15 protein-coding genes are annotated in these 20,655 nt (G+C 37.8%); 4 read left to right on the plus strand and 11 right to left on the minus strand.

Annotated features, from left to right (window positions below; genetic code table 11):
* The first annotated feature begins 114 nt into the window (after nucleotides 1-114).
* Entirely contained in the window at nucleotides 115-492 is a 378-nt protein-coding gene (gene mscL, locus AQF98_RS10915; RefSeq protein ID WP_055131965.1) for a large-conductance mechanosensitive channel protein MscL, read from the plus strand.
* A gap of 973 nt (nucleotides 493-1,465) precedes the next feature.
* Here the strand turns inward: mscL and AQF98_RS10920 are convergent.
* Nucleotides 1,466-2,164, minus strand: a complete 699-nt coding sequence (locus AQF98_RS10920) for a LytTR family DNA-binding domain-containing protein (protein WP_055131966.1) — start codon at nucleotides 2,162-2,164, stop codon at nucleotides 1,466-1,468.
* Nucleotides 2,165-2,433: 269 nt separating this feature from the next.
* On the opposite strand from AQF98_RS10920, the gene AQF98_RS10925 reads away from it, so the two are divergent.
* Nucleotides 2,434-2,775, plus strand: a complete 342-nt coding sequence (locus AQF98_RS10925) for a hypothetical protein (protein ID WP_055131967.1) — start codon at nucleotides 2,434-2,436, stop codon at nucleotides 2,773-2,775.
* A 102-nt stretch (nucleotides 2,776-2,877) separates the two neighbouring features.
* Here AQF98_RS10925 and AQF98_RS10930 read toward each other — a convergent pair whose 3' ends face one another.
* On the minus strand, nucleotides 2,878-3,879 hold the full coding sequence (locus AQF98_RS10930; RefSeq protein ID WP_235524214.1) for an aldo/keto reductase: 1,002 nt from the start codon (nucleotides 3,877-3,879) through the stop codon (nucleotides 2,878-2,880).
* Nucleotides 3,880-4,104: 225 nt separating this feature from the next.
* Between AQF98_RS10930 and AQF98_RS10935 the strand changes: the two genes are divergently transcribed.
* Together AQF98_RS10935 and AQF98_RS10940 are read left to right on the plus strand one after the other, a co-directional pair.
* Nucleotides 4,105-4,998 (plus strand): DMT family transporter, encoded by an 894-nt coding sequence (locus AQF98_RS10935; protein ID WP_055131968.1) that lies wholly within the window; start codon nucleotides 4,105-4,107, stop codon nucleotides 4,996-4,998.
* A 630-nt stretch (nucleotides 4,999-5,628) separates the two neighbouring features.
* On the plus strand, nucleotides 5,629-6,792 hold the full coding sequence (locus AQF98_RS10940; RefSeq protein WP_055131969.1) for a TlpA disulfide reductase family protein: 1,164 nt from the start codon (nucleotides 5,629-5,631) through the stop codon (nucleotides 6,790-6,792).
* 59 nt (nucleotides 6,793-6,851) lie between these two features.
* On the opposite strand, the gene uxuA is transcribed toward AQF98_RS10940, so the two are convergent.
* The 9 genes from uxuA to AQF98_RS10985 all read right to left on the minus strand — a co-directional run bounded on the left by uxuA (nucleotide 6,852) and on the right by AQF98_RS10985 (nucleotide 20,645).
* Nucleotides 6,852-8,027, minus strand: a complete 1,176-nt coding sequence (gene uxuA, locus AQF98_RS10945) for a mannonate dehydratase (protein WP_055131970.1) — start codon at nucleotides 8,025-8,027, stop codon at nucleotides 6,852-6,854.
* A 330-nt stretch (nucleotides 8,028-8,357) separates the two neighbouring features.
* A complete protein-coding gene (locus tag AQF98_RS10950) occupies nucleotides 8,358-9,539 on the minus strand; it encodes a glycoside hydrolase family 88 protein (RefSeq protein WP_055131971.1) in 1,182 nt (393 codons plus the stop codon).
* A gap of 50 nt (nucleotides 9,540-9,589) precedes the next feature.
* Nucleotides 9,590-10,750, minus strand: a complete 1,161-nt coding sequence (locus AQF98_RS10955; protein ID WP_055131972.1) for an alginate lyase family protein — start codon at nucleotides 10,748-10,750, stop codon at nucleotides 9,590-9,592.
* Nucleotides 10,751-10,753: 3 nt separating this feature from the next.
* On the minus strand, nucleotides 10,754-13,213 hold the full coding sequence (locus AQF98_RS10960; protein ID WP_055131973.1) for a glycoside hydrolase family 2 TIM barrel-domain containing protein: 2,460 nt from the start codon (nucleotides 13,211-13,213) through the stop codon (nucleotides 10,754-10,756).
* Between the two features lie 11 nt (nucleotides 13,214-13,224).
* Complete coding sequence (locus AQF98_RS10965) at nucleotides 13,225-14,358, minus strand: glycoside hydrolase family 18 protein (RefSeq protein WP_055131974.1); 1,134 nt, start codon at nucleotides 14,356-14,358, stop codon at nucleotides 13,225-13,227.
* Between the two features lie 4 nt (nucleotides 14,359-14,362).
* The gene (locus AQF98_RS10970; protein ID WP_055131975.1) at nucleotides 14,363-15,538 is read right to left on the minus strand and encodes a DUF5009 domain-containing protein; all 1,176 of its coding nucleotides are present in this window, start codon (nucleotides 15,536-15,538) and stop codon (nucleotides 14,363-14,365) included.
* Between the two features lie 68 nt (nucleotides 15,539-15,606).
* Nucleotides 15,607-18,294, minus strand: coding sequence for a glycoside hydrolase family 2 TIM barrel-domain containing protein (locus tag AQF98_RS10975; RefSeq protein ID WP_235524215.1), 2,688 nt, complete (start codon nucleotides 18,292-18,294; stop codon nucleotides 15,607-15,609).
* A gap of 172 nt (nucleotides 18,295-18,466) precedes the next feature.
* Nucleotides 18,467-18,988 (minus strand): hypothetical protein, encoded by a 522-nt coding sequence (locus AQF98_RS10980; RefSeq protein ID WP_161805863.1) that lies wholly within the window; start codon nucleotides 18,986-18,988, stop codon nucleotides 18,467-18,469.
* A 16-nt stretch (nucleotides 18,989-19,004) separates the two neighbouring features.
* Nucleotides 19,005-20,645 (minus strand): RagB/SusD family nutrient uptake outer membrane protein, encoded by a 1,641-nt coding sequence (locus AQF98_RS10985; protein ID WP_082434982.1) that lies wholly within the window; start codon nucleotides 20,643-20,645, stop codon nucleotides 19,005-19,007.
* Nucleotides 20,646-20,655: the final 10 nt, after the last annotated feature.

Genomic DNA, 20,655 nt, shown 5'->3' on the forward strand with positions numbered 1-20,655 from the left:
TAGCTTTAATGTACAAACAAAGTATCTATCGGTTCACCACATGTTTTGGCCTTTCTGCCTACTCCCTATTTTACAAGTAGGTTTTGAGCAATATTTTTAATTAAAAAACTAACTATGGGATTTGTAAAAGAATTTAAAGAATTTGCTGTTAAAGGCAACGTAATGGACCTGGCCATTGGGGTAATCATTGGTGGGGCTTTTGGTAAAATTGTGTCTTCGGCGGTTGACGATTTGATTATGCCGGTTATTGGAACAATTGTTGGCAATGATTTCGAGAAACTAACCACAACGATAAATGGGGCAACTGTAAAATACGGCCTATTTATTCAGAATGTTGTGAACTTTACCATTATTGCACTTGTGATCTTTATGATGATCAAAGCCATGAACAATATGAAAAAGAAAGAAGCAGCTGCTCCTGCTGCTGCCCCTGCACCAGCTAAAGAAGAAGTGCTTTTAACTGAGATTAGAGATCTATTGAAAAACAAATAACGAGAGGGATGATTTATGTTAGAGTTGGTTCTGAGTTTACTCAGGCCAACTTTTTTTTATATATTTTCTTCGTGATCATCCTTAATTTAAAGTAAGTTAATCTGTTCAAAAACAGTATTGGTCCATTCGCCATTTGTTTTAGCCTTTCTACACCATTTGCATTTGTTTTTATTGTTCATTTATATATTTTCAAACTACATAAACAAGCTGATTGGTAGCGGTTTATGTAGTCTTTTCATAAAAGTGTTTGTGCACACAAACGTATAAAGACATTTGCAAGTAATGATCAAAACGCCGTGCATGAACATGATTTTTTTTTATTTTAAGGCCATACTAGGGTTCAGAATATTGTTCTTAGATTAGTAGTTAATTTGTTATTCTCCTGGTATGGCCTTTTAATGTTACTCCATTTCTATTTTCAGTTATTAGTTCATCAACCTGAAATTTCACAGCAAATAGCATAAATCAACATTGACGAGTTAATTGATTTTAAAAACATTATCATTGCATTCACCACCTCTTTTTGCCTTTCTACACCATCTTTATTTGAACCCATTTATGGCGCAGTTATCTTAGCGTATAAACTAAACACTAAATCATAATTAGGGTTGGATCTATTTCAAACTCGACCCCACTATTAACCATCAATAGAAATGTCTATGCCTAAAGAAGAATGGAGTACTCATGGGTGATGATAAAAATTCTTCTGGCATAGCTTTTCTTTAATCAATGGTTTTTTTTAGATGGCGTCAGCTCTAATTTAAAAACACACTAAACCATGCTCAGGACATTTACGTATTGTAATTTTAGGTTAATATTTAATTCCTGACATGGTTTTTTAAATTTCAAGACAAGTCTACTCATTACAAACCGACTGAGTATATCAACCGTTCAATAAATGAGCACACACTTAGCTCACTTACCATTTAATCAAACTTGATCCTTGTGAGCTTCCAGAACCTATTTAGCGATGTTAGAGAATAGGCATGCGTCTGTTTAAAGCAGTTCGGTAGGCATCAGCAATCGGTACCATGTGACCATTTACCACCAATGTTTTTCCCTCAATCGTATCTACTTTACCTAAGTTAACAATAAAAGAGCGATGCACTCTAAAAAAGAGATTCTTTGGTAGCTTCTCTTCCAAAGAAGTGATAGAAGAGTGAATGGAATAACTCTGGCCCGACGACAGGTGAATGTTTACATAATTCACACTCGCCTCAAGGTATAAAATATCAGCTATTTTAATTCTTCTAATGGTATATGAATCACGGATGAATACAAATTCATCATTTTCGCTAGACATTACCAAATCCTTGGTTTTAGCTACTTTTTTTGCTTTCTCTACGGCTTTCAGAAACCTGCTTGGCTCTATAGGTTTGATCAGATAATCAATCACATTTAGATTAAATGCTTCTAAGGCATATTCTGTTTGCGAAGTTGTGAAAATAACCATAGGCCCTTTGTCTTGGATTATTTTGGCTAATTCTATTCCATTCATTCCTGGCATTTCAATATCCAGAAAGAGCAGATCAATTTCTTCTTCTACAATAACTTTGTGTGCCATAAATGCATCAACATAGCTACCAATCAAAGTCAATGAGGGGTCGAGGCCAATTAAATTGCCTATAATTAAATGAAAAGCTTTCTGATCATCTACAATTAAACACTTCATTAGTTCAAATAGGTTAGATTTATCGAAAGATATCAATTTTTTTACAATAATAAATGGTCAATTAAATTTAAAAGATAGTATTTATCTTTTAACAACATGTTTTAGCCTTTTTACCCACTTTCTATTCCATCTCCTTACCAATGCCTTTAATTTAGCAGCATGATCAAAAGTCAAATCAATTGATCGATCAAGGAAAATTATATTTTTTTTTATCGCATTCGGTAACTGAAAATAAGAATATCAATATGTTAAAACATCTGCTTTCTTAAATGAATATTTTAATTTCCTTAGATTTCACTTTATATGAAATAGTTAAAAAAAACTGGCCAAAAGCTTTCATCCAAGAAGTAAATAGTTTTGATGGCGTATTCAGAAGCATCTTTAACCTAAAGTATGAGCTATTGATCTTGGATGTGGATATGCCTGGAAATGAAAAATTAGCGATTTTTATTAGTAAAGCGGTTTTCTTTTGCAAGGTTGCTGTTTTTTCAAGTAAAAACAACATTGCTGCAATAAATAGGATGATGGTGGCAGGGGCTCATGTTTTTTTACCTTCAAAATTATCCAGCAAAGAGATTACTAACATATTAAATGAGCTCCAAAATAGTTAAATACAATTTTGACTGTTCAAATCACCCACTAATACCATTGATAAAATAGATGGAGATTAGAAACATTCCTAATCTCCATCTATCTCATTAAAACTTTATGGCTTACCTACCTACCAATTTTTGGAATTGTGCCGGATAGCGATCGCCCTGTACAGTAATTTTTGAAGCAGCTTCGTTAATTTCACGAAGGTCATCTAAGCTGAGCTGCAAGTTTATTGCTGCAATATTCTCTTCTAAGCGATGTAATTTGGTGGTACCCGGTATAGGCACAATCCATGGTTTTTGAGCCAATAACCAAGCCAAGGCAATTTGCGCAGGGCTTGCATTTTTGTTTTGAGCAATAGCACCAAGTAGCTCAACTAAAGCTTGGTTTGCTTTTCTAGCTTCTGGCGAAAAGCGTGGACCAATGTTGCGGAAATCGTTGCTCTCAAAAGTGGTATGCTCGTCAATTTTACCCGTCAAAAACCCCTTTCCCAATGGGCTAAACGGAACAAAACCAATACCCAATTCTTCCAATGTAGGTATAATCTCTATTTCTGGTTCTCTCCACCAAAGTGAGTATTCACTTTGTAATGCGGTAACTGCTTGTACACCATGTGCCTTGCGAATAGTTTGAGCACCAGCCTCAGAAAGACCAAAATATTTAACCTTACCTTCTTTGATCAGTTCGCCAACAGCTCCGGCAACATCTTCAATTGGCACACTTGGATCAACACGGTGTTGGTAGAATAAATCAATTGCCTCTACTTTAAGGCGTTTTAAAGAAGCTTCTGCTACTTGTTTGATATGTTCTGGACGACTGTCTAAGTCATGCCATTGGCCACTACCATCAGCGTTGGCCTTGAAACCAAATTTGGTGGCAATCACCACTTCTCCACGAAATGGTGCAAGCGCCTCTCCTACCAGTTCTTCATTGATGAAGGGGCCATATACTTCAGCAGTATCAAAAAAATCAACACCACGTTCAACAGCAGCACGAATGAGCGAAATCATTTCTTTAGGATCGGCAGCAGCACCAAGCCCCCAGCTCATTCCCATACAACCCAAGCCTAATGCGGAAACCTCTAATCCACTATTTCCAAGTTTACGTTTTTGAATTTTCATATCCATCATTTTATATTGTCAACACAAAATTAGGGTCGTATCGATGGCCGAGCTAACGAAAAAGAAACAATAACTTACAAAATTCAAACACTTCTAAATCACCACATATAAAAGAGTGGCTTTTTAGATCAGCAATTGTAATCCTTTCATCAATCGTTAATTTTGTTGATTAAATAAACCTTGTAACGTTAAGCAAATTGGTAAATTGCAATTTTAACAGGTTTCATGAAAAAAGCGTTTATCAAACTTCATATTGCGATCTTATTGGCCGGTTTTACAGGGGTATTTGGCCGATTGATTACCTTGAACGAGAGTTTGCTCACTTGGTACAGGTTGTTTTTTTCTGGACTACTCTTACTCATCATTTTGTCTCTAACTGGTAAGCTGACCAAACTCTCCATAAAGCATAAATTGAATATTGCAATAGCAGGTACTTTATTGGGTGTGCATTGGGTTTTCTTTTATGGCAGCATCAAATATTCAAATATCTCGGTTGGAGTGGTGTGTTTTTCACTTTGTAGCTTTTTTACGGCTATTCTTGCACCGATTATCAATAAAACAAAGTTCTATATCCAAGAATTATTACTCAGCAGTTTAACCTTGGTAGGCATTTCATTGATCTTCGGTCTGGATGCCACTTACCGCACCGGCATTATTCTGGGCGTAATTTCGGCTATCCTGGTTGCATTATTTACGATTTACAATGAACGATTGACCAAAAAATTTGATAGCCAGACCATTACACTCTATGAAATGTTAGGTGGATGTTTAGGCTTGACCTTTATCTTGCCCATTTACTTGTTCTTCTCTCCCGTTCAAAATTACTTACCAAGCTTAGCTGATCTGGGTTGGTTGGTTATCCTCTCTTTGGTTTGTACAGTATTGATGTATCTATTGCTTACACAGGCCTTACATAAAATTTCTTCTTTTACGGTCAATTTAAGTTTTAACCTGGAACCGTTATACAGCATTATTTTAGCAATTATCATCTATAAGGAAAACAGAAGTCTTTCTATAGCCTTTTATGTAGGCCTATCGTTGATTATTCTTTCTTTGACACTACAGATGTACAGGGTACTGAAAACAGAGCGACACAAGGATAAGTTATTGGCCACTTAACAATCTCGACCAACAAAAAAGCTGCCTCAAGAGCAGCTTTAAAGATTTTTAAGAAACACTTTGACACATCCATGGATCTCCGTAAAGGGTAGATCCATTGTACTCTCTTGAACATAGACAACCGAAAGTTGGACTACTAGAACAATTTGCAAACAGCGTTCCAACCCCAAAAACAAAGACTGCACAACTGTTATCCAGGTTACATACCGGTGGCACTCCACCGTTCACCTTTCTCATTTCGGCTTTACTTAATTGATTAAATTTTTTCATGATTTAGTAATTAATTTATGTAGGGTTGCCGTATCACGCCTCGGCAACTTGGGCTGCACATTTACTAAAAAAATCCGTTTCATACACAGATAAGTACTTGATTACTAAGCCTTGCAACCGACTTAATGGAATTTAAATTAGGCTTTATTTTCTAAAGAATAAAAACCCAACTAAAAATTTACAGTTAACAAGCTGATATTCAATTTATTTAAAATCCATAGCAATCGGATTCAGCCTCTAGGACAACTCCTGTTACCCCCTATCTATCCATTTTTTATAAATAATTTGATTTTACGAATCTTATACCTAAATTTATAGTTATTGGAATTATTCCAATAAGATCATAAAAACTAAACAAATATGAAAACCCACATTTTTAAAGCATTTTCATTGTTAGGTCTATCCATTATTTCATTTTACTTTAATGATGAAAAAAAAGAAGTATCCACTAAAATACCAGATCCCAATTATACGATCAGCGGAACCATTCGAGGTATGAAATCAGACTGGGTATACATTGCACATAGCGATACGACTAACAGATTCTCCAAGATCGATTCGGCAGAGGTGGTCAATGAAAAGTTTAGCTTTTCTGGCAGCGTTAGCAACCCCGAATTTTGCTACCTGGGCCTTAGAACACGCGACAAAAATGGCAAAAAAAGTGGTTTGGTATTTCAAGCCAAATTTGTGTTAGATAAAGGAAGCCTGACCATTAGCTGTCATAAAGATTCGATAGCTAAACTTAAAGCTAGTGGTACAAAAGGCCAAGATGAATTTGCAAGCTATATACAAAAAGTTAATCCTATTTCTAAAGAAATGAACAGTTTACATGGTAAGAAATTAGCTGCAGAGAAAAAAAAGGATAATAAATTGCTGATTGCTTTAACAAAGACTACCGAAATTAATGCAAACAAATTGAACCAAATTGCACTTGCACAAGCTAAACAATACCCTAACTCTACCGTATCTGCTTACATCATCAATGAGCATCTATATAATCCAAACGAGCTTAACCTACAAACAGGCTATGACACCTTAACAGATGAAGTAAAAAACTCGCCCTATGGTAGATTGATACATAAAAAATTAATGGCCAGCAACAGAACAGGTATAGGCAAACAGGCCCCTTATTTTGAAATACCTGATGCAAGTGGTAAAATAGTGTCTGTAAATTTATTTAAGGGAAAGACAACTTTAGTAGATTTTTGGGCCAGTTGGTGTGGTCCTTGCAGAGCTGAAAACCCAAATCTAATTAAAGCCTACCAACAATTTAAAGGCAAAGGGTTTGACATTGTAAGCATCTCAATGGATAGCAGTAAAGAAAACTGGCTAGGTGCTGTAAAAGAAGATGGATTGCCTTGGCTACAACTAAGTGACCTCAAAGCTGGTAAAAGTGAGCTTAAAGACTTGTATGGCATTACGGTAATTCCAATGAATTTTTTACTGGATAGTAGTGGTAAAATTATTGCCAGAAATTTAAGAGGAATTGAACTGCAGCAAGCGCTTTCCAAACATTTCAATTGATCTGGCGAACTTTAATTGCAAAAAAGCCTTAGCAAATACTAAGGCTTTTTTATGTCTTGTTAATAATTACCAGTTACCCCTATTTCAAGGCCTCTTAGCTCTGCCAAACCACGCAAGCGACCAATTGCCGAATAACCGGGATTGGTTACTTTGTTCAAATCATCTAACATCTGATGGCCATGATCTGGTCTAAAAGGAATGGGTGTTAGCCTTTTTGCATTCTCGGCTGTTACTACTTTCATTACTTCGTACATATTTACGTCGCCCCCCAAATGGTCTGCTTCGTAGAAATTGCCTTCTTCATCCTTGGTTACATTGCGAAGGTGCAAGAAATAAACTCTTTCTTTTACGGCTTCAAAGATCTCAACCAAGTTATTATCCATGCCTGCACCCAATGAACCTGTACAATAACAGATTCCATTAAAAGGTTGATCTACACTATTTAATATATATAAAAGATCTTCTTTGGTACTTGCTATGCGTGGTAAACCTAAAATAGGATAAGGTGGGTCATCAGGATGAATGGTCATCTTGATACCATGCGTTGTACAAGTTTCTGCTATTTCATTTAAAAACCAGGTTAAATTGGCTTTCAAACCTTCTGTACCAATGTTTTTATATTCAGCTATACTTGCCCTCAAAGCTTCTATTTCGATCTCCTTTTCGTTAGGGATACCCATCAATACGTTGATACGCAGTTCGTCTAACTCAGCCGCTGTCATGGCCTCATACCTGATTTTGGCTTTAGCCAATATACTTTCAGAATAATCCGCCGCTGCATTAACTCGATTAAAAATATACAAGTCAAAAACCGCTAAATCTATCCAGTTGAAATACAGGGCTTTAGAACCATCGGTCATGATCAGATCCAATTGGGTACGTGTCCAGTCTAATACTGGCATAAAGTTGTAACAAATGGTTTTTAAACCACAGGCTGCTAGGTTTTTTAGAGAGGTATTATAGTTTTCTATATATTTTTCAGCGCCAGCTCGTCGGGTTTTAATCGCTTCGTGAACAGGTACGCTTTCTACCACTGCCCATGTTAAACCAGCAGCTTCAATAATTGCTTTTCTTTTTTTGATATCTTCTAATGGCCATACTTCGCCGTGTGGAATGTGGTGCAAGGCAGAAACAATTCCAGTAGCCCCTGCTTGTTTAACATCTTGCAAGCTTACCGGATCATTGGGACCATACCAACGCCATGTTTGTAGTAATTTATGCTTATTTGTACTCATCTTGTTTATTATAATGGATAGCCAATATTAAGGAATAAAAGATCCCTACCCGCTGAAATATCCAAAAATAGTTACGGAAACGTTAGCGTAAAGTAGAAAGTTTAAAGTAATAAGTTTTAAGTGGTACGTTTTAAGTAATAAGCTCTAAGTAGAAAGACAAAAGTATAAAGACTAAGATTTTAGCAGTTGCCAGTTTTCACCACCTATTCTCTATTCATTATTTCCTTCTTACATTTTCCATCTTACCTATTCCCTATTTACTATTCCCCATTCCCTATTTCCCCTCTTACATTTCCCTTTTACATCTTACCTATTCCCTATTCCCCCCTTCTATTTTCCAAAGTTCTTATACCTCAACAAAGCCTCTAGATAATAATAATCGGCATAATTGATCGGTACATCTATTTCAGATTTAGCTGGACGGTGGCCTGTACTGTGCTCGAGGATAAAACCATAGTTCGCACCCAATTTACTGGTATATTTCGTACTTAAAGAAGCTAGAATTTTATCAGCTGCTGCCTTATATTTTTTGCCCTCTTTGCTATATTTAGCCAACTCGTACAATGCAGAAGCCGTAATTGCAGCAGCAGAAGCATCTCTTGACACATTTGGAATCTGCGGGTCGTTGTAATCCCAATATGGAATGCCATCAGCAGGGGTTATTTTGCTACTTAAAATAAAATTCGCAATCCCATCAGCCTGAGCTAAATAAGCAGCATTTTTAGTGTAACGGTAACATAAAGTATAACCATACAGTCCCCATGCCTGCCCTCTGGCCCATGCCGACTCATTTGAATAACCTTGTGCGGTTAATTTCTGACGAACATTTCCTGTCAAGGTATCATAGTCGATTACATGCCATGAACTAAAATCTGGTCTGAAATGGTTCTTGATAGTGGTATTGGCATGTTTTACTGCAATCTTGTAAAAACTAGAGTCTTTGGTAAACTTGGTGGCTTCGAACAACAACTCTAAATTCATCATGTTGTCTATAATTACTGGATATTTCCATTTGTCGCCATTGTGATCCCATGATTTGATTACCCCAGCCTTGGCATTGAACCTTGTTGACAAAGATTTAGCTGCCTGAACAATTACCGAACGATAAGCAGTGTCTTTGGTCAATTTATAGCCATTACCAAAGGGACAATAGATCATAAAGCCCAGATCGTGCGTACCTCTGTTAAACTGTTCTTTTTTAATATCTTCTGTATATTTTTTGGCTAAGTTTAACCACTTTTTGTCTTTCGTATATTCGTAAAAATACCACAACTCTGCCGGAAAGAAACCACTCGTCCAATCTCTGGAAATGACCATTTTAAATTGTCCATTTTCAACCGTTCTCGGCGATACAAAAGTAGGTTTGATTACCCTGGCCGAATCTACATTTTTGATCAACACATCAGTTTGTTTGGCCGCAGCAGCAAAAGATTTCGACACATTGACCTGCTGTGCACTACTTAAACTATAAGACAAAGCAAATACTGCTATTAAACTAATTTTCAACTTCATAACAATTTATTTTTTATTTATTTCCGTTACTATTCTTCTCTATCCAATGCTTACAACCAAATCAATGGATGTCTGATGGGTACATTTCTAATTACTTCTTCAACTGTTGGTTTTAAATCTAAACTTTTCCAGGTATTGAACCAACTTTGGTTGTGGTAGGTATTGGCTCCAAACAACAAAAAGGGTTGCGCTACCGGCCAATTCTCCCAGTACATTACGTCTGGCTTTAAAGTCCATTTGTTTTTATCTGCTATAAAAGGATACAGGTATTTGATCCCTTTCTCGATCGATTTCCCATCTGCTGTTGCATATTGCCACAGGTTATCTTTTGGGGTAGATAAAATTTGGCAAATCATGGTCATGGCATCTAAATTAAAAATAGAATAACCATAAGCTTTGGTTCGTGCCAGCTCTAAAGGAAAACTTCCATCGGTAGCCATTTGCAAAGGCAAGAGTACATTTTTATACCTTAAACACAGTGAATCCATCATTACTTGATCATTACACAATTTAGCAAAAGAAGCCACTTGCATTACCCAACAGGCACTATGGTTATTTTTGGATAGTTTTTCTGCCACTCCATTTTTACTGGTATCTAACCAAAGCATATAATCGGCAAACCACTTCTTAATCGACTTTAAAGTTTGCTGATCAAAACTTTTGGCCTTTTGCATCACCAATATGCCTTGAGCAACTTCCATAAAATGAATGGTATCGATAATGCCCCAGCTTCTACCTGTTGAAGAGCCCTTAACAGCTTGCGCAAAAGACAAGTTGGGGTTCATTAATGTTGCTGGGTCTACAAACCAAGCCTTTAAATGAATAATGGCCTGTTTTACATATTTTTCATCGCCTGTTAGCTGATAAGCTGAAGCCAATGCACCAATAACCTGACTAAAACGGATCATGGCCTTGCGATGAGCTACAAAGTTATTTGGATTGGTTTCGCCATCTCGATTGATGTAAGGGCCATCTGGATTGGCTGGATTTGGCCAGAAATAATCAGCTTCCGAAAAGAAATCGTGTTTACCACCCGCACTTCGAGGCGAACTTTCTGCTGTTACCGTAATCGGGCTTTGTTGCATTGCCCAATCTGCTTCGGTTAAACTCTGTTTTTTTAATACGGCAATTGCCTGTTGTTTGATATTTCCTTGAGCAAAACTCAAAAACGACAACAGTACAAATAAACAGATCAGCTTGATTTTTTTCATGGTTTATGGGTTTAAAAATACGGTTGGGATACCTTTGGTTTGAACAGCAACCACACTTTTTGCCTGATTGGTTTTCATTTTGATAATAGCCCTTCCGTTGTACAACTGTACTTTAGCAGAACCTGTAGAAGTACCCTGATCTCGGATCAGCTCACCATCACCTACCAAACTGAAAGACACCAAATTGATAGCATCTAGGCATAAAACGTTATTGGCATCAAACAACTTTACTTCCAACGTAGCAATCCCATCTTTTTCATCAATTTTAGCCAAAGTCATTTTTGCTGGTTTGCCCCACTTTTCTGTTTGATATTCTTGCGTAATTTCATCTGTAACCGTTACTTTTCCTTTTTTAGCCACCACTTTAAAAGTGTATTTACCTTTGTTCATGGGTATTTGCCAACGTAAACCCGCAGCCGGAAAATTCTGGCTATCTCTTTTTCTAACTCCATAACTCTTGCCGTTCACAAATAGCTCTGCTTCATCACAGTTAGAATACACCTTCACCATTTTTTCTTCACCTTCTTCTCCCCAACGCACTGGCCACGAATGACCATATAAATGAACCATTGGCGTGGTTGTCCAATAAGACTGGAAAATATAAAAAGCTTCCTTTTTGGTAAAATCTCGTTCTACTACCCCTTTTTGGTTCACATAAGGCACCGGATTTTCTGGTCTAATTGGGGTAGAAAAATCTTTAAATGGCCAATAAGCGGTTCCACTTAGCCAAGGCATGGTTTCTTGTTCTTTTAAATGCCAGTCAATTAGATTGGCAATGTAACTCTCGCTCCAATCGCCATCTTTACTTACCCTTGCTGCACCACCATATAATGAAGCATCGCCAGCTCTTTCGTCGGCACCACCGCCTTTTTTAATCTTGCTTAAGGCATTATCCGGGTTTTCTGAATGTCGGCGGGCATGACTATCTCCTCCCCATTCTACATGTAAAAAGCGATCTGATTTATTGAACTCTGCTAAGGAAACATCTTTATACTCGGTATAATCGCCACGATACCAACCCGCCCAAATAGATGGAGAATAGACATCTACAATATCTCTACAGAAATCGCATCGCCTAATGGCTGTACTTCTTGATGGATCTAATTGATGAGAAAGGTCATTCAGTTCTTTCATAAATGCCCTGATCTTTTGTTGGTCAAATTCTGTAAAATCTCCAGGCCAATCGTTCTCATTGCCTAAGCCCCAAATGATGATGGACGGATGGTTATAATGTTGCTCAATCATATTGGTTAACATTCTTTTGGCCTGTGCCTGATAAATTGGCCCACCCAAACCACCTCTGCACCACGGAATTTCTTCCCAAACCAAAATACCCAGACTATCGCAGGCATCCAATACAATTCTCGATTGCTGGTAATGACCCAAACGGATAAAGTTCACCCCCATTTCCTTCATCATCTTCATCTCGGTGATGATCATTTCTTCTGTCATGGCCGCAGCTACGCCAGCATGGTCTTCGTGTCTATGGGTTCCACGCAACAATAAACGTTTGCCATTGAGCATAAAAGGTCCCTTTTTTACAAATTCAAAATTTCTGAAGCCTACTTTTTGGCTGAGGGTTGACTTGGTTCCATTGGCAGTGATGCTCAAGGTAACCTGATATTGTTGAGGCAGCTCTGTTGACCATAGCTTTGGTGTTTTCACGGTAGTTTCCATCAACAACGAATCGCCCTTAAAAGTTAAAATCTCTTTGCTCCAATCAGCAATGCTTTTTCCAGATGGATCAGTAAGCTTAATTTGAACTGTGGCACCTTTTAAAGCCCCAGGATTAAGTAATCTTGCTGTAACACTCAATTTACCCAAACTACCTTTTGCATCAACCATAGCCTTTGCAAACAACTTATCAACAGAAAGCTCCGGCGTGTACACTAAATTGAGGTAGCGGTAAATACCTCCATACACATTAAAATCTGACAAACTTGAAGGAATCATTTCCAGATCCCTAGAGTTATCGCACCTGATCACTACCGGAATTTTTCCTTTATATTGACTGTTAAAAACAGCTGTTTTTTTAAATGCGGCCACAGCTTCGGTAATGTCGGCAGTCCATTCGTCATAGCCCCCTACATGTTCAGCTACTTTGGTATTGTAAATGTAAACTTGTGTTTTTTGACCAGCGCCTTCAAAATGCAACAATGTTCTCCCATTGGCATAAGGGTTGGCGATATCAATATAGGTTCTATACCAACCCGGACCTTGGTAATAGTTCACATCTGGATCAACCGCATCGGTAGCATTGAAACAATGTGGCAAGCTTACTTTTTGCCAAAATGGAAGTTCTTCAGGATTTCCTGCCTTAACTGGCCGTAATGCTTCCCAAACCCCACCAAGGTCTTGTTTCACAAACTCCCAATTGTTGTTTAAACGTTTACTGGTCTGCGCCTGTAAAAACAGATTAAAACCTAATAAAAGCAGTAAAATAGCGCTGATCTTCTTTATCATTCTTCTGTGTATTATTTAAAACTCTTGGTAATCTGGTTCAAGAGATAACCTTTATTGTCTGAGCTGTACTCCCAAAACATCACTCCAGCCAATTTATGTTTGAGCACATAGTCACATTTGTGGACTACAGACCATTCATTGTCGTAAGAAATGAATTGTTTGGTGCTTGCATTGAACAGAAATGGCGCTTTAGCAGCTTCATCTTTGTACTCAACAAATCCTTTTTTGTTCACCAAGCTATCTTTGGTAAAGGTGTAGCCCCTTCCATAGCTATTTGCGACCAATACCGTATCACCTATCCCTTTTTGTGCATTGGGGCTCAATTTCGAGTTTCTGCCATAAAAGGCGATACCCATTACAATTTTTGATGCTGGCACACCTGCCTCGACGTAGGCACGAACAGCTCTATCGGCAGAATTACTAGATGGATAACTTTTCGAATCGTACAAATTGGTATGGTGTGCGGCCTGTTTTGAGGGATAATAATCGTAAGTCATCAGGTTGATATAATCCAAATATTGCGAAGCTTTGCCCATTTCAGTTTTATCTAAAAAAGAAGCAAAACCTCCAGTTGCTGTGGTCAACAATTTCTTTTTCCCGGTTTCTTTTTCCAACACATTGAGTTCTTTTCTAATCGCTTCAAACATTAAAGTAAAATTCTGTTTGTCCTCAGGGCGATAAATATTCCCTTCCTCACCCGGCATACCTGGATATTCCCAATCGATATCTACCCCATCTAATTTGTATTTGCGAATGATCTGAACCGCACTCTCTGCAAAACCTTTCCTTAACGAGTCGGTTAAAACCGCATCAGAGAAATTCTCACTCCAAGCCCAACCGCCAATAGATATTAAAACCTGTAGGCTCGGATTTTTAAGCTTCAAAGCATTTAAACGGGCAAAATTTACGGTATCGGTTTTTAAATTTTCTAAATAGGCTTTGTTGTTTTTGATATTGACAAAAGCGTAATTGATATGAGTCAATTTTTCTGCTTCAATATAAGTGGTATTGGTTAACCCATTAAAACCCGTTACATAACCAATTACAACTGGTTTTTGTGCTGGAATTTGAGTTGCGGATAACAATGCGATTGCGATGAGCAAAAGAAAGCATTGGTTGATTCTGTGTTTTACAAATGTGATCATGACCTTAGATTTTTAAACGGATACTTTTCTTTTCCATAAATGCCACTACCCTAATGACCAAAAAGGCGATGAACATCGATCTGATGATCCCTCCAATGCCAAAATTAAAGTAGTGTGGATAATTGAAATCTACCAAATTAAACACTGCATACAAAACATAGGGCACTAAATAACAAGTTAAAGTACTTGTACCCGCTGGTTTGATCATATTGAACCAATTCTTTTTCCCCTTCACATCAACGAGATAGATGAGCAACTCGAACATTAAAATGGTAATGCCCATGCAGATGAACACCCAAGCTGGAGTTGAATAAATTTTTGAGATACCACCAGTATAAGGTCTGATTACCAGCCCAAAAACAATCGTCAACACACCTGCCAATGCCAAGATTAGCCATAGGTTTTTATCTTTCTCTTTAGCGACTAAAACCGAATACAAAGTAGAAATTACTGCTCCACCCAACATCAAGGTAATAGAAGATGCATCGCCAATCATCCACAAGTCTATATTTAACAGGTGCATATGACTGGTAATATTGATCAATGCAAAAACGATAAAAGCAGGCAATAGCACTACCAATTTTCCTTTGGTAATGAAATAGACCAAGGCCGAAAACAGGTATGCCCAACCAATAATCCCTAAAATACCCCACCATTGTGGCTCCATACCCTTTGGCGCTGCTGCAGTACCGCCTTTATACAAATAAGCCATCGCAACTACTACAAATACCCCTAAAGCAATTAAGGAGAACTTTATGGTTTTAGCCATTTGCTGAGGATAGTCTAACCAGATTAAAAAGAAACCCACAGTTAACAAGATCACATAAACAGGGTAACTTAAAACGGCCAATTCGCTATTATAATTCTCTAAATTGACATGAAAAAATCCCATTACAATTAAGGCCAATGCTCTCAATAAAATATAAAGCAGCACAGCCATGGTCGAATCTCCTTTCTTTAACCGTGCTTGGATGGCAAATGGCAAAGACAAGCCAACAATGAAAAGAAAAGCTGGAAAAATGAGATCAGAAAAACCCATGCCATCAAAGTCTGCAGCAGTATGCTCAATCCATTTCGGAATTTGAGCCACGCCAGCTACATCGTTCACAAAGATCATGAGCAACATGGTGATGGCCCTTAATACATCTATGGATAAAATCCTTTTGGGTAACTGTTTCATTATTTCTGGTTTATTTTTCAGCCAAAAGATAACATGAATTTTGATCAGCTTTGTTTAAAATTTAATCTTTAATTAATTTTTTTAACCTGTAAGGCATTCAACACTGGTTTGCCTTTAATGCTCTTAAATAAAATTTTAATACCCCTATCGTCTGCAACTATACATTCGAACTTCTTTTGCACACTATTGGCAATGCCATAAGTGGCTGCGATATTGATATTTTTAATGACCAATTTATCGTTTAAATACACATCGAAAATTCTTTGCTCCGGCACATCTTTGCTTACTGCAATAAGGCTATCTAAATTATAAGGTAAAACCGATTGGATTCCATTGCCCATTAGTTCTGCAAAATGTAAAGTCACTTCATATTTTCCTTTAGGTACATCTAGTTGATAACTCTCTAAACCAAGTAATTGTGTTTGGTAAATTGGATCGTTAAAAGTGCCCCTGATATTTTTATCGGTACCATAACTTTGGCGACCGCTATTTTTGATTTTAAAGGCTTCGCCTCCATTGTGCCCCCAAGAACCAGGTTGATAAGGCTGACTAGGAAACCAGATTTCTTGTTTTTGCTCATCAATAAATTGTCTTTGGCTGCCCAAAACAATATTGATGGCTTTAAAATTGGCCAAAGCCTTAGGTATTACTTGGAATTCAATGGTACTTCGATCTTCAATTTTCACTCCATTCACAAAAGAAACAGCTCGGATTTCATTTTTACCGTTTTTAAAAGCTACCTCCCAATTGCTTAACCTTTCTACTGTGTTCTTTTTGCCTAAGCTTTTGCCATTTACCCAAAGTTCAACTGTGTCGGTATTGCTAATCACTTGTAAACGCTGGATAGATTGATTCGCACCGGTATTGGCAAGCCCTCCTCTTAATGTCCAGCTCCCATCGCCAATTTTTACAAATGGTTTGGTCTGAAAATTTGCTTTGTAGAGGTAAAAAGTGTTTTTAGGCTTTCTTGACAAAGTCAACAGGCCTTTATTATTCACATGTGGCATGGTTTCTTCACGGGTTTCTGAATTGAAATCTGATAAATTCCAAACCGCAGCCCCTGCCACAAAAGGTCTTTTTAAAATGTCTTTGATATAAATCTGATGGTAAAGCATGGCATATTCTAAGCTTTTATCAAACCTGATCGGCTCAGCTGCATGGATCCTTGGATCTGCATCTGCACCATATTCTGTAACCAAAATTGGTTTATCAGGCATCAATTGATGGATTTTATCCAAGTTTGGCCCAAAGTCTTCCGACTTACCGCCATACCAGCCTTGGTATAAATTCCAACCAATGAGCATCGGTATTTTTGTTAAACCAGCCTTGGTATAACCGTTAATGTCTCCATGGTTAGCCATCATGGTATAACGAGTAGGGTCTGTTGCCCTAGTTAAGTCTTCTAACGATTGCGCCAATGTGGCAATATTGGTCAAATATTTTTGTTTCCTTTCGGGATCATTGTTAAATTTCATCTTCAGCAAAACCTCATTCATATAAGCCCATATAATTACGCTTGGATGGTTATAGTTTTGTTTGATCATTTCCAACTGCATGTTTCTGCTATTGCGATAGAAATCTTCTGTTTCGGTAATTTCATTTACAATAGGAATTTCAACAGAAGTGAGGATACCCATCCGATCGCAAGCATCTAAAACGGCCTGGTCTTGTGGATAGTGGGCTACACGCAAAAAGTTACCCCCCACTCCTTTCAACAACGTAATGTCTTTTACCTGCAAGGCCGATGGAACCGCATTGCCCATGCCTTCAAAGTCTTGGTGGCGACTTGCGCCGATCAATTTATAAGGCATTCCGTTTAAAAAGAAACCCTTTTCTGCATCAAAGCTGAAAAATCTTAAACCTACACTTACCTTTACCTCATCCAGTACTTTGCCCGTTTCGGCCTCTAACAAACGTGTGCTGGCCTGATACAGGTAAGGATTTTCTGGCGACCATAAATTAGGTTGTTTAACAGCTATCACAGGTTGTTTAAACGAAATGAGTTGATTCAAATCTGCCGTAACTGAAGATTTAACCTCTTCGATCTTTTTTCCAGCAGCATCTGAGAATGTAGTTACAATGCTTAATTTTTTAACTGTTTTTGAGCTATTGATCAAATTCCCATTTACCACTACTTCGGCTCCAGTTTTAGAAACACGGTCGCCATGCACATATACTCCTTTAGAAGCATACAAATTATCTTCGAAATGAACAGGCTGTAAAACCCATAGAGAAACATTGCGATAAATGCCTCCAAAAAAGGTAAAATCGGCAGTTAAAGGGGCAATACTTTCATTAAAGCTATTGTCAACCTTTACCGCTACCTCATCGCTGCCATCAAACTTTAGGTTTTCTAAAGGAATGCGAAAAGCATTGTAGCCGTCTACATGATAACCCGCTTTTTTACCATTGAGGTAAACGGTAGTTTCTTGATTTGCACCTTCAAAATAGAGGTATATTTTTTTGTTTTTCCATTCTGGTTTAAGGCTCAGTTTTTTCTTATACCAGCCTATGCCACGATAATAACCCGGCACATCGTCCATCACATCAAAAGCATTCCAAGTATGCGGAATATGGACAACAGCCCATTTTAAATCCTTTAGATTTAAACTAGAAACTTGTTTACTGGGATCTTTAGCAAAAGACCAGTTCTGATTTAGGTTTACGGATATCCTTGCGGGTAAAATGTCCTTTGGTTTCTGGGCAAAAGTAGAAGAGAAAGCAAAAAATAAAAGGAATGGGATAATTTTTTTCAAACAGGTAGCTTGGTACATTATAAAAGTAAAAAATCAATTGACAGCTGTTGATGCTAAACTTCAGCTCCATTGAAACCAAAAGGTTCGGGTTAAAATTTAAGATTTAGAAATCACCAAAATCAGCCTATGCTTATCATTTCTAGCGAGCCGACTTTGGTGATTCTGTTTTGTATTATTTAACTTCTAAAAAACGTTTAAACGCTTGCGAAAAATTCCCAACTGTATAATCGCTGGTTTCATTTTTAATGATGTTAATTTCTATTTTACGCGTTCCTGCAATGCTGCTGTTCAATACTTTCACATAAATGGTATCGATCAATGCTTTTGCCTGTGGGAATTTTAAGGTGTAAACTCCATTGTTTCCTTGAATGATGTTTCCACTTTTATCTACAAAATTGAAATCCTGTCCAACAACTGCCGGATTGGGAAGACCTGTAGCCACTAAGGTATATTTGGCTTCTGCATCATAATTACGAACATAGGCAGAGTGAAACTGTACAGGAAACTTCACCAATGTGGTTTGGGTTCTAAATACAGATTCTGTACCTGTATTGTTCCATGGCAAGAAACCTGCGTAATAGTAGTTTTCATACTCTGGTAAGCCAACAGGCCCTGTTGGGTCGTCTTTTTCGCATGCAGCTAAAGCAAGCGATATGAATGCTATAATTGATAAAACTATATTTGATTTTTTCATCTTTTCGTTATTTATTTTATTGCCAGCCTGGGTTTTGTTTAACATTGTTATTGCTTAATGCGATTTCATTTAATGGCACTGGATATAAATAATCTCTAGCTGCATTAAATTTGCGCTTGGTTGCATCTTCAACTACAAGCACTCCATCTGCATTAAGGTTAAGGGCCGATGCATTGGTGCCTACCCACTCACTTGCAATGTATTTTCCACCAAGAATTGGTTTTGGCATTACGGTTTCAGCTGTTTTCCATCTAATCAAATCTCCAAACCTGAAATATTCTAAGGAGAGTTCTACAGTTCTTTCTCTTCTAATTTCTTCACGCATGCTTAAGCCATTTGTTGTTACAAAGGCATTGCTCAGTCTAGGCGCAAAACCTGCACGGGTTCTTAGTGCATTTACAGTGAGGTTAAGGTCAGCATCGCTAATCGATTCTGTCAATTCAAATTTAGCTTCAGCATAAATCAACAATACTTCTGCATAGCGGATAATGTTTCTTTGTACTGTAGCATTACCATTGCTTGCCCAATCTGCCGCATCGAAACCTTTTTTACCCGCATAAGCTGTTCTTGAGCCCAATGAAGTTTGTGGCACCCAAGCTCTTTGGTAAGATTGCTCTCCTGCCCTATACACCAATGTGGTAATTCGTGGATCACGGTTATCTAAAATGGTATTGTAACTGGCTTCGCTAGCCTCTGGCACAAATAAAGTAGATCTTGTAGCCGATGGTGTCTGGTCTGAGTTCCATGCAGGAAGTCCATCGCTGTACAAAAACTGACGAATTAAATTACGTGTTGGTGCAATTCTTCCGTTTTCTAAATCACGAGAAGTATTGTGGGTAAGCACAGTCAATAAATATTGTTTAATCAACAGGTTCTCCGTGTTTGATATGCCATCTCCTAAATGCGTAAATTCACCCAAATAATTAGCAAACAAAGTATGTCCTTGTCCCATTACCGAAGTGGCTGCAGCTACCGCTACGTTTAAGTGATCTTGCCAACCAGTAACCCCATTAAACTTAGCTCTGGTTCCTTCTTCAAGACCTACACGAGCTTTTAATGCCCAAGCAGTGCTTTTGGTAATACGACCATATTGTGCCGCTGGTAAAGCCGCTCTTGTTGGCAACCATACCGATGCAAAGTCCAAATCATCATAAATTGCTTTGGCTACTGTTTCTCTGGCTGTTCTTGGCATATTCAAGTCTGGATCATCAACCGATAATGTTTTCAATACCAAAGGCACATCTCCATATTTTTCGATCAATTGGGCATATGCATAAGCTCTAAAGAAACGGGCTTCTGCAAAATAGCGGTTCCTTACACTTTCACTAACTTTTGCCTTCACTCCTTTTTCAAGAATGTTGTTGGCCGTAAAGATCATGTTGTACGGGTTGTTCCAGTTGCCATCGGTACTGGGTACACTTCTATTTCCTGTACTAATGGCATCAATATTTTGATTGGTATTGTCGTCAGCACGGTTATCTGGGCCATATCCGCCCATTTGTTGATATAACCTATTGGCTGCATTCATTAAGTCGACCTCTGTATTCCAAAAATCGGTATCAGAGAAATTGGTTTCGGGTGCTCTATCTAGCTTTGCACAACTCCCTAACAGGATGAGTGCTGCAAAAACCGAACTGATTAATATATTTTTTTTCATGATAATTAGA

Origin of the sequence: Pedobacter sp. Hv1 (assembly GCF_001412215.1) — a bacterium.
Taxonomy (GTDB): domain Bacteria; phylum Bacteroidota; class Bacteroidia; order Sphingobacteriales; family Sphingobacteriaceae; genus Pedobacter.

Coding starts and splice junctions, on each gene's coding strand:
- mscL (WP_055131965.1), top strand. CDS start 115: ATGGGATTTGTAAAAGAATTTAAAGAATTTGCTGTTAAAGGCAACGTA.
- AQF98_RS10920 (WP_055131966.1), bottom strand. CDS start 2,164: ATGAAGTGTTTAATTGTAGATGATCAGAAAGCTTTTCATTTAATTATA.
- AQF98_RS10925 (WP_055131967.1), top strand. CDS start 2,434: ATGAATATTTTAATTTCCTTAGATTTCACTTTATATGAAATAGTTAAA.
- AQF98_RS10930 (WP_235524214.1), bottom strand. CDS start 3,879: ATGAAAATTCAAAAACGTAAACTTGGAAATAGTGGATTAGAGGTTTCC.
- AQF98_RS10935 (WP_055131968.1), top strand. CDS start 4,105: ATGAAAAAAGCGTTTATCAAACTTCATATTGCGATCTTATTGGCCGGT.
- AQF98_RS10940 (WP_055131969.1), top strand. CDS start 5,629: ATGAAAACCCACATTTTTAAAGCATTTTCATTGTTAGGTCTATCCATT.
- uxuA (WP_055131970.1), bottom strand. CDS start 8,027: ATGAGTACAAATAAGCATAAATTACTACAAACATGGCGTTGGTATGGT.
- AQF98_RS10950 (WP_055131971.1), bottom strand. CDS start 9,539: ATGAAGTTGAAAATTAGTTTAATAGCAGTATTTGCTTTGTCTTATAGT.
- AQF98_RS10955 (WP_055131972.1), bottom strand. CDS start 10,750: ATGAAAAAAATCAAGCTGATCTGTTTATTTGTACTGTTGTCGTTTTTG.
- AQF98_RS10960 (WP_055131973.1), bottom strand. CDS start 13,213: ATGATAAAGAAGATCAGCGCTATTTTACTGCTTTTATTAGGTTTTAAT.
- AQF98_RS10965 (WP_055131974.1), bottom strand. CDS start 14,358: ATGATCACATTTGTAAAACACAGAATCAACCAATGCTTTCTTTTGCTC.
- AQF98_RS10970 (WP_055131975.1), bottom strand. CDS start 15,538: ATGAAACAGTTACCCAAAAGGATTTTATCCATAGATGTATTAAGGGCC.
- AQF98_RS10980 (WP_161805863.1), bottom strand. CDS start 18,988: ATGAAAAAATCAAATATAGTTTTATCAATTATAGCATTCATATCGCTT.
- AQF98_RS10985 (WP_082434982.1), bottom strand. CDS start 20,645: ATGAAAAAAAATATATTAATCAGTTCGGTTTTTGCAGCACTCATCCTG.